Below are 13,858 nucleotides of genomic sequence, written 5' to 3'. Positions count from 1 at the left end.
GGCCTTACCGTCATGGGCGTTACCGGGACGCCGGCTCGCAAAGCCAGCCGACAATGCGGCGCACCGCCGGCAGCACCATGAGCAACGTTGGGAACGCTACCAGCCAGGACAGGCCCCAGGCAGTGAGCCAGACAGCCGGCAAATCAGGTTGCAGTCCAAGGCTTTTCAGCGTCGATATGAACGAGACGATGAAGGTCATCAGCAGCGACAGCACCAGCGGGCTGACGATCGCGGCATAGCGCGCCGGCAGCTTGCCGCGCTTACGGTTCGTGGTCATTTTTGGATTTTCCTGAAACATCCGGTCCGTCGCATTTGGCATCCATTGCGCCGGGTTTCCGGCGGAACTGCCCGGAAAGACCGGGGTGGATGCGTTGCTTGACGTCAGACGCTTACGGAGAGGTTTTGGCCCTCACGCGCTTTCTAGCTGCCGGCGGCGGCGAAATCAACCTTCTGGCGCCGCCTTTAGATACATCGTAAGATATATCTTGACTCGTCGGCGGGGCAAGCCTAATTAAGATGTATCGTAAGATATAACTCAAGGAGCAATTCATGCATAGACATCATCCCTTTGGCGAGCGCGCCGAGCGCGCATTCCTGCACATGGCAGGCAAATTTGGTGGAAGAGGGGGCGGCGGCTTTGGTCCGTTCGGCCACGGCGGACGTGGCGGTGGACGCGGCGGCCCGGGCGACATGTTTCGCGCCGGGCGCATGCTGGCCGACGGCGATCTCAAGCTGATCACGCTGTCGCTGCTGGCCGAGGCGCCTCGCCACGGCTACGACATCATCAAGGCGCTGGAAGAGCGCACCAGCGGCATCTACAGCCCGAGCCCGGGCGTCGTCTATCCGACGCTGACCTTCCTGGAAGAGGCCGGCTATGCGGCTTCAGCCGCCGACGGCAACAAGAAGGTGTTTTCGATCACCGAGGCGGGCCAGGCGCATCTCGCCGAGAACCGCGAGATGATCGACGGCGTGCTGGAGCATCTCGAGCGCTTCGGCCGCAAGATGGCGAAAGCGCGGGACTGGTTCGGCTGGAACGACGACGGCGAGGAAGGCGGACGGCGTGGTGGACGGGGTCGCTCGGAAGCCCGCGAGGAGTTCCGCGCCGTGCGTCACCGGCTGCGTGCCGCGCTCGGCGATCTCGTCGACGCGTCGGCTGAAAAGCAGGCCGAGGCGATTGCAGTCCTGGAAGCCGCCGCTGAAGCCCTGGAAGCGCTATCGCGCGGTTGACCCCTGGCGAGAACGCTTGCCCGTTCGACTGAGGAACGGTACTGAAAATCATCCTGCACCGCGAGACGTGGTGCAGGATGATTGCCGTTGGAGGAAGCCCCATGTCTTTTCTGAAGCGTCTTTTCGGTGGTCGCGGTGAGGGGGGCGAGCCCAAGAGTGCAGCACCGGCAAAGCAGGTTGAGCACAAGGGATTTTTGATCAGCGCCACGCCCTACAAGGCGGAGGGGGGCCAATACCAGACCTGCGGCGTGGTTTCGAAGGAAGTCGACGGCGTGATGAAGGAACACAAATTCATCCGCGCCGATCGCTTTGCCGGACTGGACGACGCCGTCGACATCTCGATCAAGAAGGGCATGCAACTGGTCGACGAGCAAGGCGAGAGGATGTTCGGGTAGCCTACAGCCTCGGATCGATTGGCTCGCTCTCCAGCGCCAGCACGCCGAAAACACACTCGTGAACACGTCGCAGCGGTTCCTTGGCGACAAACCGCTTCAGTGCCTCGTGACCGAGCGCGAACTCTCTGAGCGCCAGGCTGCGCTTGCCACCCAAGCCTCGTTCGCGCAGGCGCACGAGATTGTCCCGTGCATCGTATTCGGGGCCATAGATGATGCGCAGATACTCCTGGCCGCGCACTTTCAGCGCCGGTTGCATGAGCCCCTTCTTGTTTCGGCTGACGAAGTCGTGCGGCTTCACTACCATCCCTTCGCCGCCTGAGTCGGTCAGCGTCTCCCACCAGGCGACGGCCTCCGCACAAGAACCGGCATCGGCCAGGTCAACCATCCGCCATTGCGTTCGCGTTACCACGCCGCCCCCGGCAGCCAGACGGTCCGCAAGCGTCATGTGCCAAACGTGGTTCTGGTCGAACCAGACGCATCCCTCACTTGCCAGCAGGTGGAACGGCGCGACTTTCAGGTCGTCGACGCCCGAGACCGGCCACACGTAAGGCGCCCAGGCAGTGGCGTATCTGGCGGCACGCGCGGCGCGGTCCTCAATACGAGCCTTGAGCGCAGCCGTATCCACGCCGCGTTCCATCGCACGGGCCAGCGCTTCGCGGCTGGCCTGGAGCCCAGCGGCCGCAGACGTTGCCACTGGGGCGTACTGGCTTTCAATCAGGCTGCTTGCCTTGGCCGACCATGGCATGATCTCGGTGTCCAGCAGCAACCAGTCGCTGTTCAATTCCTGCCATAGATCCGCAGCGTCGACGCTGGCGCGCAGGCGATTGAGCAGGCGCTCCGTCATGCCGCTGTCGCTGAAAAAGGAGCGTCCGGTCCGGGTCCAGATCGCGCCTGTCTCGTCGCCAGATACCCCGAACCGGTCGCGCGCCGTCTGCGCGTTTCGGCACAGAGCGATGACTGCCCGCGAACCCATGTGCTTCTCTTCGCACAGGATTTGGGTGACGCCACGCTCGCGGAAATGACTGAAGGCTTCCTCGGGGCGTTCCAGCCAGCCGGCTTGGCTGCTGGTCTTGGATGGCGACATTGTCGGCGGCAGATATACCAGCCACTGCGGCGACAGCGCGAAGCGGCTCATCACCTCAAGTGCCGCCGACGCGTTCTCCTCGGCCACGACAACCCTGCCTTTCAGTTCGGTCTCGATCCAGCGTCGCCCAGAGACATCCTGATAGTCGAGCACGCCGTCGGCATCGGCCTGTGCCGATTTGCCAAGGCCCGGTCCACCGAGGGGACGCACGGGTTCGGACCAGGTCTCGATTGCCGGCACGTCGACCAGTTCGCGTTCCGGCCAGCGCAAGGCAGTCAGCTTGCCGCCGAACACGCAGCCGGTGTCTATGCAAAGCGTGTTGTTGACCCACTCCGCCGACAGCACCGGCGTGTGCCCGTATACTACGCTGGTTTTGCCCCGATAGGCGGCTGCCCAGTCGGCACGGACGGGCAGGCCAAATTCGTCGATTTCGCCAGTGGTTTCGCCATAGAGGGCGAACTCGCGCACCGCGCCGGAACCGCGCCCGATCATCTCTTCCTTGAGTCCGGCATGTGCCACGGCGAGGCGTCCGCCGTCCAGCCAGACGTGGCTGCGCAGGCTGTCGAGGAAGGCCGGCAAAGCCTCTCGCAGGCCGCGATCCTGAGCGTCCAACTGGTCGATGGTTTGCTGCAGGCCGTGGGCGATCGTGACCTTGCGGCCTTCCAGCCAGCGGCTGAGTTTGCGTTCGTGATTGCCCTGGACACAGTAGGCGGTTCCCGCCGCGACCATGCTCATGGCGATGCGCAAGACGTCGGGCACGTTGGGACCACGATCGACGAGGTCGCCGACAAAGACGATCTTGCGGCCTTCTGGCGGCGTCACAGTGACGGTCCGATCGCCATGGCCATCGGACCAGGCGATGCTGTAACCGAGCTGACGGAACAAGGTCTGAAGTTCGTCGGCGCAACCATGGACATCACCTATGACGTCGAAAGGACCGCAATCGTCGCGCTTGTCGGTCCATAAAGGCTGACGCGAGACCTTGGCCGCGTCGATACTGGCCTCGCCGGTGAGCTTCCAGACCTGACGGAAACCTTCGCGTTGCAGGCCGCCGAGGCCCTTGCGAATTTCGGTCGTCATGCGCTGGGCAACGCCGGGGCCGAAGGGACGATCGGCTCGTAGGGCGTTGCGGGCGATGCAAACATCAACACCCGGATCGATGAACACGGCGACCGGCAAAGCGTGCCATTTGCGCGCCAGCTCGACCCACGCCTTGCGATCAGCGGGTCGCACATTGGTCGCGTCGATGACGGCCAGCTTTCGATGCTTGAGCCGTTTGCCGGCGATTTCGCGCACCAAATCAAAAGCGTCGGCCGAGACATCCTGATCAGTCTCGTTGTCGCTGACGAACGCGCGGCAGCGATCCGACGAGATGATTTCGGTCGGCAGGAAGTGCCTGGCGGCGAAGGTCGACTTGCCCGATCCCGTCGAGCCGATCAGCACGACGAGGGCGAAGTCAGGGATGGTGAGGTCGGTCTTGTCTGGCTCTCTCATCGGGTGAACACCGCCATCTGCGTCGGCGCGCCGAGCACGGGGTCCACGGCTCCGATGCCACTTAAGGCGGCGCTATAGCCATAGATCTCGCCGATCCTGGCCGCCCAGGCTTCAAACCGAACCCGGCCCCATTCGAAACGGTGATCCGGATGGCGAAAAGCGCCGGCGGCCAGACTGGGGAACAAGGGGTTGTAGTCAGCGTTCGGCGTAGTCACGATCACGAATTTTGGCGCTGTCTCGCCGAAGATAATACGCTCGATCATTGGCAGCCGGTCTTCGTCGAGATGTTCGATGACCTCGACCAGCACCGCGACGTCGGCTTCCGCCCATCGGCTGTCGCGATATGTCAGCGATCCGTGCGGCAGCGTGACCCGGTCTTCAGGCGGTCCCCCGAACTCGTTCAGTTTGAGACGCTTGGCGGCCCATTCCAGTTCACGAATAGCGGGGTCGAGCCCGAACAGCTTGTGGACCCATTTTTCGCGCACGAGCCGATAGAGCAGCTTGCCTTCGCCACACCCCAAATCTGCAACACTGGTCCCTCCGGTCGTCCGAATGGCTTGCACCACGGCGTCCATGCGCAGGTCGTTCAGCCGGATGGGCGCCTCCAGCGCTTGCTCAGGTGCAGCCCGGGCTTCGGGGGGTAGGACCTCATTGGCCGTCTCCGGAGCCAGCCGCTCCAGGGCGATGCGGGCCAACGCACCTCGGTTGCGCAGATAACGGCGCACGATCAGGTCTTTGGCTGGGTGGTTTTCCAGCCAGCCCTCGCCCTTGGACAGCAGCTTGTCAATCTCGGCCTCGCCAACCCAGTAGTGCTTGGTGTCGTCCATCACCGGGATCAGGACATAAAGGTGGTTGAGCAGGCTGCTTAGGCGGCCGGTGCCAGTCAGCCTCAGATGACCGTATCGTGGTCCACCCGCGCCAGATCCGACAGTTTCGACCGGCGCCAGGTTGACGGTCCATCCCAGCGGTTCGAATAGATCTCGAACCAGGGCCTCGCCGCCACGCATCGGCAGCGGGGTCACCACAGCTTCGAGCGGGAGGTCGCTATCGGCCAGTTGCTGGCGCTCCTTCGAGATGCCGGTCATCGCTGTCCGCAGTACCTTGTTCAAAGCCACAGACAGAAAAGACGATGCCGTATAAGGTCGGTCGTTTACATATTGATCCAGCAAGCCCTCTGCCTGGCCTTTGCCCCGAACGAGCCCTATCGGATCGACATCGAGCAGAAGCACAGCCTCACAACGCTCATCGGTCGCCTCCGGATAGAACAGCCAGGCCTTGCCGAAGGATAGGTCAGTCTCGTGCAGACGTTCGGGATGCTTGTGCAGCAAGAAGCCGAGATCTGTGGCTGGATGATGGGTTGTCGCGACGGAAAGGAACATCAGCGACCGATAACGCAGACAGGCCGAATAACCAATGGCGTTGCGCGGCAATCTGGTAACGCGATAGATCCGTTTTCGACACGCAACCTATCGCGCCGCCTGACAAGGAAAAAGGCAGGCACCGAAGCGCCTGCCTTTTCAATGCGAATGACGGGGTGTGCTTACGCGGCGATTTGCGCGCTCGCGGTCTTGGCCACCACGGCATCGACCTTGGCGGTCGCATTGGCGAGCGCGGCGGTCACGGCGTCGGGACCCATGCCGACGCCTTCGATCCGGATGACGTCGACGTCGGTCATGCCGAGAAAGCCGAGCACGCCGCGCAGATAGGGGATGGCGTGATCGAACTGCACGGCCGCACCTTCGGAATAGATGCCGCCCGAGGCGAGTACGATATAGACCTTCTTGCCGGTGACGAGGCCCTTGGGACCACCCTCGCCATAAGAGAAGCTCTTGCCGGAGCGGGAGATGTGATCGACCCAGGACTTCAGGGTCGAGGAGATGTTGAAGTTGATGAAGCCGGTGGCCAGGATCACGGTGTCGGCTGCGAACAGTTCGTCAAGCACGATGTCGGAGACGCCGACGACTTCGGCCTGGCGCGGCGTGCGGGCTTCAACGGGGGTGTAGATGCCGGTCGCATAATCGGTGTCGATATGCGGCAGCGGGTTGGCCACGAGGTCGCGTACGACGAGCGTATTCGACGGGTCGGCGGCGACGAGCTTTTCAGCGAATTCGGTAGCGATACGGGTCGAGTGCGAGGCAGCGCCGCGCGGGCTCGAGGTTACAAGCAGGATAGACATAGCGGTTCTCTCCAGTGGGAATTGATTTCTCCCGCCTGATATCGGCCTACCGACCCATTCAAAAAACTGGTATATTTTCTATACGATCCATCCATAAAGTAGGTATGCCGTGCAACCCAATCCGACGCTCGACCAATTGCAGATCCTGGTTGCGGTCGCCGACACCGGCAGCTTCTCAGCCGCCGGCCGCAAGCTTAACCGCGCGCAGTCCGTCATCAGCTACGGCATCGCCAATCTTGAAGCGCAGCTTGGCCTGAAACTGTTCGAGCGCGAGGGCACGCGCGAGCCGCAGCTGACCGAAATCGGCCGGGCGATGCTGGAGGACGCCCGGCGCATGGTCGGCGTGCTGCAGCGCATCCGTTCGCGTGCCGACGGTCACCATCAGGGGCTGGAGGCTGAAGTTGCGCTATCGGTTGACGCGGCGCTGCCCTCGCCGGTGCTGGTGCGGGTGCTGAAGGCGTTCGAGGCGCAGTTCCCGACGGTGATGATGCGACTGCATATCGGCACGCTCGGTCTGATCCCCGACCATGTCGTCAGCGGACAGTCGGATCTTGGCATCGGTGGCTTGCTGGGCGAGGTCGACGTGCATCTCGTGCGCATCGGCTTCATGTCGATCGTGCTGGCTGCCGCCCCCACCCACCCTCTGGCACTGCTGCCGAAACCGGTGGCGCTCGAGGATGCGCGAGAGCACACCCAGCTGGTTGTCAGCGACCAGTCGGAACGCACCAAGGGACGCGACTTCGGCGTCTTTGCCTATCGTACATGGCGGCTGACAGATGTGCGTATCAAGCATACGTTGATGCGCGAGGGGCTGGGCTGGGGCGGGTTGCCGCGCTGGCTGATCGCGGACGATTTGGCCAGCGGCAGGCTGGTGGAACTCGACCTTGAACCATTTAGCGAGGTGCGCTCATCGCTCTACGCCATGCACCGCGCCGACCGCAGCCCGAAACCGGCGGCGGCCTGGCTGATCGACCAGTTCAAACGCCAGCTCGGCTGCTTCAACGAGTTCGAACCGGACGACCTGCCTGAGGGCGAGCCGGAGACAGCCCATCGATCAGAGCCATGAGCACGGCGCGATAGTCTTCGGCCGAGGCGCCGGCCTCGACGGCAAGTGCTGCGCGGTCGAAGGCAGCGGCGAGCAAAGCGGTCAGCGCATCGGCCGGCAGTCTGGTCATCGACTGTTCGCGCATTGCCGCAACCAGGCCTTCGCGCAGCGACCGGTTGCCGTGGCGATTGTCGATCGCATCCATGGCGGCGCGGCCAAGCACGGCCGGCCCGTCGAGCAGCAAAAGCCGCGTGCGGCCGGGCGCGCGCATGGCGGCGAGATAGGCGTCCGAGCCGGCAATCAGCGCATTGCGGGCAAACAAAGAAGGCGGCGAGGCGCGCTCGATCTCTTGCGCCACCGCCGCCGCCTCCTGCTCGACCACGGCGGCAAACAGCGCCTGCTTGTCGGCAAAGTGGTGATAGAGCGCGCCGCGGGTGACGCCGGCGGCCGCAACGATCTCCGGCGTGCCGGTCTCGGCATAGGACTTTTCGATGAACAGTTTGCGCGCCGCAGCGATCAGGTCGGCGCGCGTCGCTTCGGTGCGGTCGCGGTTGGAGCGGCGCGGGGTTTCTCGTTGCATACATGCAGCCTGTATGTTATTTCGAATTACATGCAAACTGTATGTTGGCTGACGGGAGAAAGAAAGATGAAGACGACGAGCTATTATCCGGTGCTGATGACGGGCGACGTAGCCGGCACAAAAGCCTTCTATATCAATCACTTCCGCTTCAAGCCGCTGTTTGCGAGCGACTGGTATGTGCATCTGCAGTCTGCCGAGGATCGCCGGGTCAATCTCGGTATCGTCCAGGGCGACCACGAGACGATCCCCGAGGGGGGGCGCGGCCGCACATCGGGGCTGCTGATCAATTTCGAGGTGAGGGATCCTGATGCTGTCTATGAACGGATCGTTGCGGCCGGCCTGCCGATCCTGTGCCCGCTGCGCGACGAACCCTTCGGCCAGCGCCATTTCATCACCAGGGATCCCAATGGCGTGCTGATCGACGTCATCAAGCCGATCCCGCTCAGCCCGGAATTTCAGGCGCAATTCGCGGCGGGCGCGGCGGGCGCCTGAACGATGGCAGCAAATGTCGGCAGCGGCTCCGGCCGCTGTGGCCGGACCCGCACCATGCGGTCTATGTTGGTGATGTTGAAGCTGGGCCTGCCGCATGCGTGACATCTGCCTTGTTCGTGCGCCATCCAATCTCGGCCTTCGGCCCTTGGAGCCGGGCCATGTGCCCGGCACCTGGCGTGCGCCGCAGGCGCTGAGCGAAGCTGGTTTGATCGAGTCGCTGGCGCCGGGGCGGGTGGTCGATCTCGACAGACCCGCCTACAGTACCGAACCGCAACCGGGCACTAGGCTGCGTAATGGTCCGGCGATCCGCCGCTTCAACCTCGATCTTGCCGAGATCGTCACCCGTGCGCTTGGGCAAGGCGAGTTCCCGCTGACATCGGCGGCGACTGCTCGATCCTGCTTGGCGCACTGGTCGCCGCGCGGCGCTCGGGCGCAGTCGCCCTGATCCATTTCGATGGCCACAGCGATTTCCGCCATCCCGGCAACTACGATGTCAATGCCTCACTCGGCTCGGTTGCCGGCATGGATCTGGCACTTGCCACCGGACGCGGCGAGGCTTTGCTGGCGCAATGGCCAGGTGTTGTCGGTCCGCTCGTCGCCGACGATGCGGTGGTTCAGATCGGCGAACGCGAGAGCCGCGATGCCGATTTTGCCTGGCCCGACATCAATGCGACCGCCGTGACGCGCATCGACGTCTTTGCCGCGCAGGAACTCGGCGCGGCTGGAGTGTTGCAAAAGACAAGAGCGACGCTGGCGCGCGCCGGCTGTCCCTACTGGCTGCATCTTGATGTCGATGTGCTCGACCAGACGGTGATGCCGGCGGTGGATTCGCCCGGCAGCCCCGGCATCGACCCCGATGAACTCGTTGCCATTCTGTCGGCGCTGGCAGCGGACCAGCGCTGCACCGGCTTGGACATGACGATCTACGATCCCGACCTCGACCCGACCGGTGACCTTGCGCGACTGCTGGTGTCGCTGCTCGGGCGGGTGCTCAAGCCTCGATAAAGGCTCAGCTCACCCTTGCTACCGGCGTCACCGTCACCTGGCTGACGCCGGTGCGGCGCACCACTGTGCATAGCGTCTCGCGGCCGATGCGTTCGGCGTCGAGCATGCGCACGAGGTCGTCGACGCCGGTGACCGGGCGACCGTCTATCGCCGCGATGATGTCGCCTTCCCTGAGGCCGGCCTTCGCCGCGGGTCCGTCTTTCTCGACGCTGCGCAGCCGCACCGCAGTACTGGTGGTCACCTGCGACAGGAGCGCTGCGCGGCGCGGCAAACTGGTGGTGTCGGCCGAGATGCCGATGAAGGCGCGCCGCACGCGGCCGAAGCGGATGATCTCCGAAATGACGAAGTTGGCGGTGTTGGAAGCGACCGCGAAGGCGATGCCTTGCGCGCCGTGGATCATGGCGGTGTTGACGCCGATGACTTCGCCTGCCGACGACACCAGCGGTCCGCCGGAATTGCCGGGATTGAGCGCGGCATCGGTCTGGACGACATCGTCGATCAGCCGCCCGGTCGAGGCGCGCATCGAACGGCCAAGTGCGGAGACCACGCCTGACGTTACGGTCCATTCGAAGCCGAGCGGATTGCCGATGGCAATGGCGATCTGGCCGCGCCGCAGCCGCTTGGAATCGCCGAGCGGCGCGACTTCGGTGAAGCTGCCATCGGCGCGCACCAGCGCGATGTCGGTGTCAGGGTCGCGGCCTAGCACGCGGCCTTCGCTGGAGGCGCCGTCGGGCATAGAGACGCGCACCGTTTTGGCATCGCCAACGACATGGAAATTGGTAACGACCAGCCCGTCCGGCGCGATGACGAAGCCGGAGCCATGGCCACCTTGGCCACCGACGCGCTCGATGCGGCAGACGGCTGGGCCGATGCGGTCGACGGCGTCGGCGACTGTCGTCGAATAGGCGTCGAGCAGTGTGTCGTCGGTTTCGAATTTGTGGGCGGCGAGGGCCATTGGCGGGGCTCCGTGTTTTCAGGCGCGATGATGACTATATGTGCGGAGCGGCTCGAACTGCCGCGACCTGACCAGATGGCCAGTCACACCAGTAACTAGCCGTCAGACGAGTACCTCCGGGCGCACTGCCGAGCGATATCTGGGGCATGAGAAAACCCAGGAGATCATCATGAGTGACTTCAACCTTAATGCATTTTCCGACGCCATCGCCGATCTCGCCGCCAAGGCTGCGCCGGCAACGGCAAGTTTCACCACCCATCACCATCGCACCGCCAGCGCCTTCCACTGGCGTGACGGCTATTTCGTCACCGCCGAGGAAGCTGTCGAGGCCGGTGAGGAGATCGAATTGACATTGGCTTCGGGCGAAGCGGTGAAGGCCGAACTGGTCGGTCGCGATCCGTCGACCGGCGTAGCGCTTCTGAAGCCGGCCGGCGCTGCCGCAGCGCCTGCGCTGGCCAAGGCTGACGCGGTACGGCCCGGCAATCTTGCCATCGCCATCGGCAGTAGTCAGGGTTCGGCGCTGGCCGTATCGGGTTCGGTCGGCGAGGTCGGCCCCGCCTGGCGCTCGATGCGCGGCGGCAGCATCGATCGGCGCATCAATCTCGCCGTCAATGCCGGCGGCCGTTTCGAGGGCGGGCCGGTGCTTGACGCCAAGGGCGCGCTGATCGGCATGCTGCTGTTTGGGCCACGTGGTCGTGCGCTGGTCATGCCTTATGAGACGATCGAGCGGGCCGTGGCGACGCTGCGTGAAAAGGGCCATGTCGCGCGCGGCTATCTCGGCGCCGGCCTGCACCCGATCCGTGACGGCGCGGCGCGCGGCGCCATCGTCATGAGCCTCGACGACAATGGTCCGGCCAAGGCCGCCGGCCTTGCGCTGGGCGACATCATCGTGGCGTGGAATGGCGAGGCCGTGCACGGCCCGCGCGAACTGATCCGAAAGCTTGGGCCGGATAGCGCGGGCGCCGCGGTGACGCTCGGCGTGGTGCGCGGCGGCGAGCAGCGCGACGTCGCGCTGACCGTCGGTGAAAAACCGCTGAGCTGAGAGGGGCGATGGAAAGCGACACGCTGACAAGGCCGGAGGCGGGTGGGCCGGAGGTGGGTGGGCCGGAGGTGGCGGGCGGCGGACGCCAGCTCGTGGTGCTGATCGCGCTGCACGATGCCGCGCGTGCCGAGCGCCTGTCAGCTTCGCTTGCCATGGCGGACGATCTGCTTCCGGTCGTGGCCGGCAGCGGGATTGCCGACGTCGCTGTCGTCGATGACGCTGTTGCGAACAGTCCGGCCTGGCTCGATCGGGCCGATGGTGGCAACAGCGCAATCCCACGGGTGCTGCTATCCGCGAGCGCTGGCCGGCCGGAAAACCGGGTGCTTGCCGTGCTGCCTTTGGCGTCGGATGCGAATCTGATCGCGGCTGCCGTCAGACTTGCGGCGGCCGGCTACCGGGTGTCCAGGGATGGGCGTTCGACGCCCGCTCGCCACGACGATTTCGATGGCGCCGCCAACGGCGGAAGCCATAGCGGGCTGTTCGGCGAGGAGCCGTTGGACGATGGCGCTACCGCCCGTCCGGCGCTGTCGCCGCGCGAGGCCGAAGTGCTGGCGCTGCTGGCCGAAGGCGCACCCAACAAGGTGATCGCGCGGCGGCTGAACATCTCCGTGCACACGGCAAAGTTCCACGTCGCCGCGATCCTGATCAAGCTGGGTGCTGCGAACCGCACGGATGCCATCGCGATCGCGATGCGGCAGGGCCTGGTGCTGGTCTAACCCCCTTTTCCGTTTGAGCCTACGTTGCGTAACCCGTTGCAGGCTGCCGAGGCCTTGCGCAGTGCATTGCCGCCGCGCAATGGTTCGCGTCAGTGATGTAGCAAGGGAGGTGCCAAGACATGTCGCTCAAGGGAAAGACGCTGTTCATCTCCGGCGGGTCGCGCGGCATCGGTCTTTCGATCGCGCTGCGAGCTGCGCGCGACGGCGCCAATGTGACGGTCGCGGCCAAGACCGCCGAGCCGCATCCGAAGCTGCCGGGCACGATCTACTCGGCAGCTGAGGAGATCGAGCAGGCCGGCGGCAAGGCGCTGCCTGTTTTGTGCGACATCCGCGAGGAGGCGCAGGTGGCTGAGGCGGTTGCCAAGACCGTCGAAAAGTTCGGCGGCATCGATATCTGCGTCAACAATGCCAGCGCCATCCAGCTCACCGGCACGCTGGAGACGGACATGAAGCGCTACGATCTGATGCACCAGATCAACACGCGCGGCACCTTCCTGGTGTCGAAAATGTGCATTCCGCACCTGAAGTTGGCAAGCAATCCTCACATCTTGAATCTGGCGCCGCCGCTCGACATGAAGGCCAAATGGTTCAAGAACCATGTCGCCTACACCATGGCCAAGTTCGGCATGTCGATGTGCACGCTGGGGATGAGCGCCGAGTTTGCCAAGGACGGCATCGCGGTCAATTCGCTGTGGCCGATCTCGACCATCGACACGGCTGCGGTGCGCAATCTGCTCGGCGGCGCGACGGTGGCGGCGATGAGCCGCTTACCCGACATCATGGCCGATGCCGCACACGCCATCTTCCTGCGGCCATCGCGCGAGACATCAGGCAATTTCTACATCGATGAAGAGGTGCTGCGGGCCGAGGGCGTGACCGATTTCGCGGTCTATGCGCCGGGCGCGACCGGGCCGCTGGCCGGCGACTTTTTCGTGCCGGACGCGGTATTTGCCAATTCGCCGACGAACGTCAAAAGCATCTACTGACGGAAATCACGGGCCGACGGCGCTGCTTCCTCATCCACCTGCCGGCGTTTTTCGAAAAACCAAGCAATTGGCTTTTCGCCCGCTGTGCGGACCAGCCTCACCTCCCCATGAACGGGGAGAAAGGGGCTCATCACTCCTCGCCCTTCTTGCCTTTGCTCAGTCCCATCAGCCGGTCGATATAGGCCAGCATCAGCGCCGAGACGACGAAAGCGAGGTGGATGATGGTCAGCCACATCAGCTGGTCGATCGTATAGGAAGACGAATTCAGGAACACCTGCAACAGGTGGATCGAGGAAATAGCGACGATGGTCGAGGCGACCTTGACCTTCAGCGAACCGACATCGATCGTACCCAGCCAGTGCACACCGCCATCCTGGTCGTCGAAGCGGCTGACGAAATTCTCGTAGCCGGAGATGATCACCATCACCACCAGCGAGGCGACAAGTGCGGCGTCGATGAGGCCGAGCATCTTCAGGATGGTGTCGGTGTCGTCGAGTGTGAAGGCGACCATGACGAACTCGTAGAGTTTTTTGCCGAAGGACAGCGCATAGACGGCGAGCGCTAGGGCCAGCCCGATGTAGAAAACCACCAGCAGCCAGCGTGAGGCGAGGATGATCGATTCGATGGCGAGTTCGAGACGTTTCATGCAGCGGTTCCGGTC

General features: G+C 64.0%; 16 protein-coding genes. 9 read left to right on the top strand and 7 right to left on the bottom strand.

What is annotated here, in order from left to right:
* Positions 1-19: 19 nt before the first annotated feature.
* Positions 20-277: a DUF2798 domain-containing protein gene (locus NLY36_RS07640; RefSeq protein WP_023683797.1), complete on the bottom strand. Its 258-nt coding sequence runs from the start codon at positions 275-277 to the stop codon at positions 20-22.
* A gap of 272 nt (positions 278-549) precedes the next feature.
* Here NLY36_RS07640 and NLY36_RS07635 point away from each other — a divergent pair, with 272 nt between their 5' ends.
* Positions 550-1,227, top strand: a complete 678-nt coding sequence (locus tag NLY36_RS07635; RefSeq protein ID WP_023734953.1) for a PadR family transcriptional regulator — start codon at positions 550-552, stop codon at positions 1,225-1,227.
* 101 nt (positions 1,228-1,328) lie between these two features.
* The gene (locus tag NLY36_RS07630; RefSeq protein WP_023734952.1) at positions 1,329-1,622 is read left to right on the top strand and encodes an HlyU family transcriptional regulator; all 294 of its coding nucleotides are present in this window, start codon (positions 1,329-1,331) and stop codon (positions 1,620-1,622) included.
* 1 nt (position 1,623) lies between these two features.
* On the opposite strand, the gene NLY36_RS07625 is transcribed toward NLY36_RS07630, so the two are convergent.
* From NLY36_RS07625 to NLY36_RS07615, 3 genes are all read right to left on the bottom strand, one after another.
* The gene (locus NLY36_RS07625) at positions 1,624-4,200 is read right to left on the bottom strand and encodes a polynucleotide kinase-phosphatase (protein ID WP_023734951.1); all 2,577 of its coding nucleotides are present in this window, start codon (positions 4,198-4,200) and stop codon (positions 1,624-1,626) included.
* On the bottom strand, positions 4,197-5,630 hold the full coding sequence (locus NLY36_RS07620) for a 3' terminal RNA ribose 2'-O-methyltransferase Hen1 (protein ID WP_245260167.1): 1,434 nt from the start codon (positions 5,628-5,630) through the stop codon (positions 4,197-4,199). Before NLY36_RS07620 ends, NLY36_RS07625 begins: the two co-directional genes overlap by 4 nt.
* 110 nt (positions 5,631-5,740) lie before the next feature.
* Positions 5,741-6,376 (bottom strand): FMN-dependent NADH-azoreductase, encoded by a 636-nt coding sequence (locus NLY36_RS07615; RefSeq protein ID WP_023672454.1) that lies wholly within the window; start codon positions 6,374-6,376, stop codon positions 5,741-5,743.
* 109 nt (positions 6,377-6,485) lie between these two features.
* Between NLY36_RS07615 and NLY36_RS07610 the strand changes: the two genes are divergently transcribed.
* Entirely contained in the window at positions 6,486-7,442 is a 957-nt protein-coding gene (locus NLY36_RS07610; protein ID WP_023734949.1) for a LysR family transcriptional regulator, read from the top strand.
* On the opposite strand, the gene NLY36_RS07605 is transcribed toward NLY36_RS07610, so the two are convergent.
* Positions 7,375-8,001 (bottom strand): TetR/AcrR family transcriptional regulator, encoded by a 627-nt coding sequence (locus NLY36_RS07605; RefSeq protein ID WP_023691512.1) that lies wholly within the window; start codon positions 7,999-8,001, stop codon positions 7,375-7,377. The two genes, NLY36_RS07610 and NLY36_RS07605, sit on opposite strands and share 68 nt — an antisense overlap.
* Before the next feature lie 66 nt (positions 8,002-8,067).
* On the opposite strand from NLY36_RS07605, the gene NLY36_RS07600 reads away from it, so the two are divergent.
* From NLY36_RS07600 to NLY36_RS07590, 3 genes are all read left to right on the top strand, one after another.
* Positions 8,068-8,493: a VOC family protein gene (locus NLY36_RS07600; protein WP_023705831.1), complete on the top strand. Its 426-nt coding sequence runs from the start codon at positions 8,068-8,070 to the stop codon at positions 8,491-8,493.
* A gap of 94 nt (positions 8,494-8,587) precedes the next feature.
* Positions 8,588-8,938, top strand: a complete 351-nt coding sequence (locus tag NLY36_RS07595) for an arginase family protein (RefSeq protein ID WP_245260166.1) — start codon at positions 8,588-8,590, stop codon at positions 8,936-8,938.
* A complete protein-coding gene (locus NLY36_RS07590; protein WP_348524900.1) occupies positions 8,869-9,498 on the top strand; it encodes an arginase family protein in 630 nt (209 codons plus the stop codon). Before NLY36_RS07595 ends, NLY36_RS07590 begins: the two co-directional genes overlap by 70 nt.
* 4 nt (positions 9,499-9,502) lie before the next feature.
* On the opposite strand, the gene NLY36_RS07585 is transcribed toward NLY36_RS07590, so the two are convergent.
* Positions 9,503-10,453, bottom strand: coding sequence for a S1C family serine protease (locus tag NLY36_RS07585; protein WP_023734948.1), 951 nt, complete (start codon positions 10,451-10,453; stop codon positions 9,503-9,505).
* A gap of 169 nt (positions 10,454-10,622) precedes the next feature.
* Between NLY36_RS07585 and NLY36_RS07580 the strand changes: the two genes are divergently transcribed.
* From NLY36_RS07580 to NLY36_RS07570, 3 genes are all read left to right on the top strand, one after another.
* The gene (locus tag NLY36_RS07580; protein WP_023689760.1) at positions 10,623-11,495 is read left to right on the top strand and encodes a S1C family serine protease; all 873 of its coding nucleotides are present in this window, start codon (positions 10,623-10,625) and stop codon (positions 11,493-11,495) included.
* Positions 11,496-11,503: 8 nt separating this feature from the next.
* Positions 11,504-12,211 carry a helix-turn-helix transcriptional regulator gene (locus tag NLY36_RS07575; RefSeq protein ID WP_155922376.1) on the top strand — a complete coding sequence of 236 codons (708 nt, stop codon included), beginning with the start codon at positions 11,504-11,506 and terminating at the stop codon, positions 12,209-12,211.
* Positions 12,212-12,330: 119 nt separating this feature from the next.
* Positions 12,331-13,197 carry an SDR family oxidoreductase gene (locus tag NLY36_RS07570; RefSeq protein ID WP_023697090.1) on the top strand — a complete coding sequence of 289 codons (867 nt, stop codon included), beginning with the start codon at positions 12,331-12,333 and terminating at the stop codon, positions 13,195-13,197.
* Positions 13,198-13,327: 130 nt separating this feature from the next.
* On the opposite strand, the gene NLY36_RS07565 is transcribed toward NLY36_RS07570, so the two are convergent.
* On the bottom strand, positions 13,328-13,843 hold the full coding sequence (locus tag NLY36_RS07565; RefSeq protein ID WP_023672463.1) for a TIGR00645 family protein: 516 nt from the start codon (positions 13,841-13,843) through the stop codon (positions 13,328-13,330).
* Positions 13,844-13,858: the final 15 nt, after the last annotated feature.

This window comes from Mesorhizobium sp. C399B, assembly GCF_030323185.1.
Taxonomy (GTDB): Bacteria; Pseudomonadota; Alphaproteobacteria; order Rhizobiales; family Rhizobiaceae; genus Mesorhizobium.
This window is presented reverse-complemented; position numbering and strand designations above follow the sequence as displayed.

Coding starts and splice junctions, on each gene's coding strand:
- NLY36_RS07585 (WP_023734948.1), bottom strand. CDS start 10,453: ATGGCCCTCGCCGCCCACAAATTCGAAACCGACGACACACTGCTCGAC.
- NLY36_RS07635 (WP_023734953.1), top strand. CDS start 550: ATGCATAGACATCATCCCTTTGGCGAGCGCGCCGAGCGCGCATTCCTG.
- NLY36_RS07595 (WP_245260166.1), top strand. CDS start 8,588: ATGCGTGACATCTGCCTTGTTCGTGCGCCATCCAATCTCGGCCTTCGG.
- NLY36_RS07625 (WP_023734951.1), bottom strand. CDS start 4,200: ATGAGAGAGCCAGACAAGACCGACCTCACCATCCCTGACTTCGCCCTC.
- NLY36_RS07640 (WP_023683797.1), bottom strand. CDS start 277: ATGACCACGAACCGTAAGCGCGGCAAGCTGCCGGCGCGCTATGCCGCG.
- NLY36_RS07575 (WP_155922376.1), top strand. CDS start 11,504: ATGGAAAGCGACACGCTGACAAGGCCGGAGGCGGGTGGGCCGGAGGTG.
- NLY36_RS07605 (WP_023691512.1), bottom strand. CDS start 8,001: ATGCAACGAGAAACCCCGCGCCGCTCCAACCGCGACCGCACCGAAGCG.
- NLY36_RS07630 (WP_023734952.1), top strand. CDS start 1,329: ATGTCTTTTCTGAAGCGTCTTTTCGGTGGTCGCGGTGAGGGGGGCGAG.
- NLY36_RS07570 (WP_023697090.1), top strand. CDS start 12,331: ATGTCGCTCAAGGGAAAGACGCTGTTCATCTCCGGCGGGTCGCGCGGC.
- NLY36_RS07615 (WP_023672454.1), bottom strand. CDS start 6,376: ATGTCTATCCTGCTTGTAACCTCGAGCCCGCGCGGCGCTGCCTCGCAC.
- NLY36_RS07565 (WP_023672463.1), bottom strand. CDS start 13,843: ATGAAACGTCTCGAACTCGCCATCGAATCGATCATCCTCGCCTCACGC.
- NLY36_RS07600 (WP_023705831.1), top strand. CDS start 8,068: ATGAAGACGACGAGCTATTATCCGGTGCTGATGACGGGCGACGTAGCC.
- NLY36_RS07580 (WP_023689760.1), top strand. CDS start 10,623: ATGAGTGACTTCAACCTTAATGCATTTTCCGACGCCATCGCCGATCTC.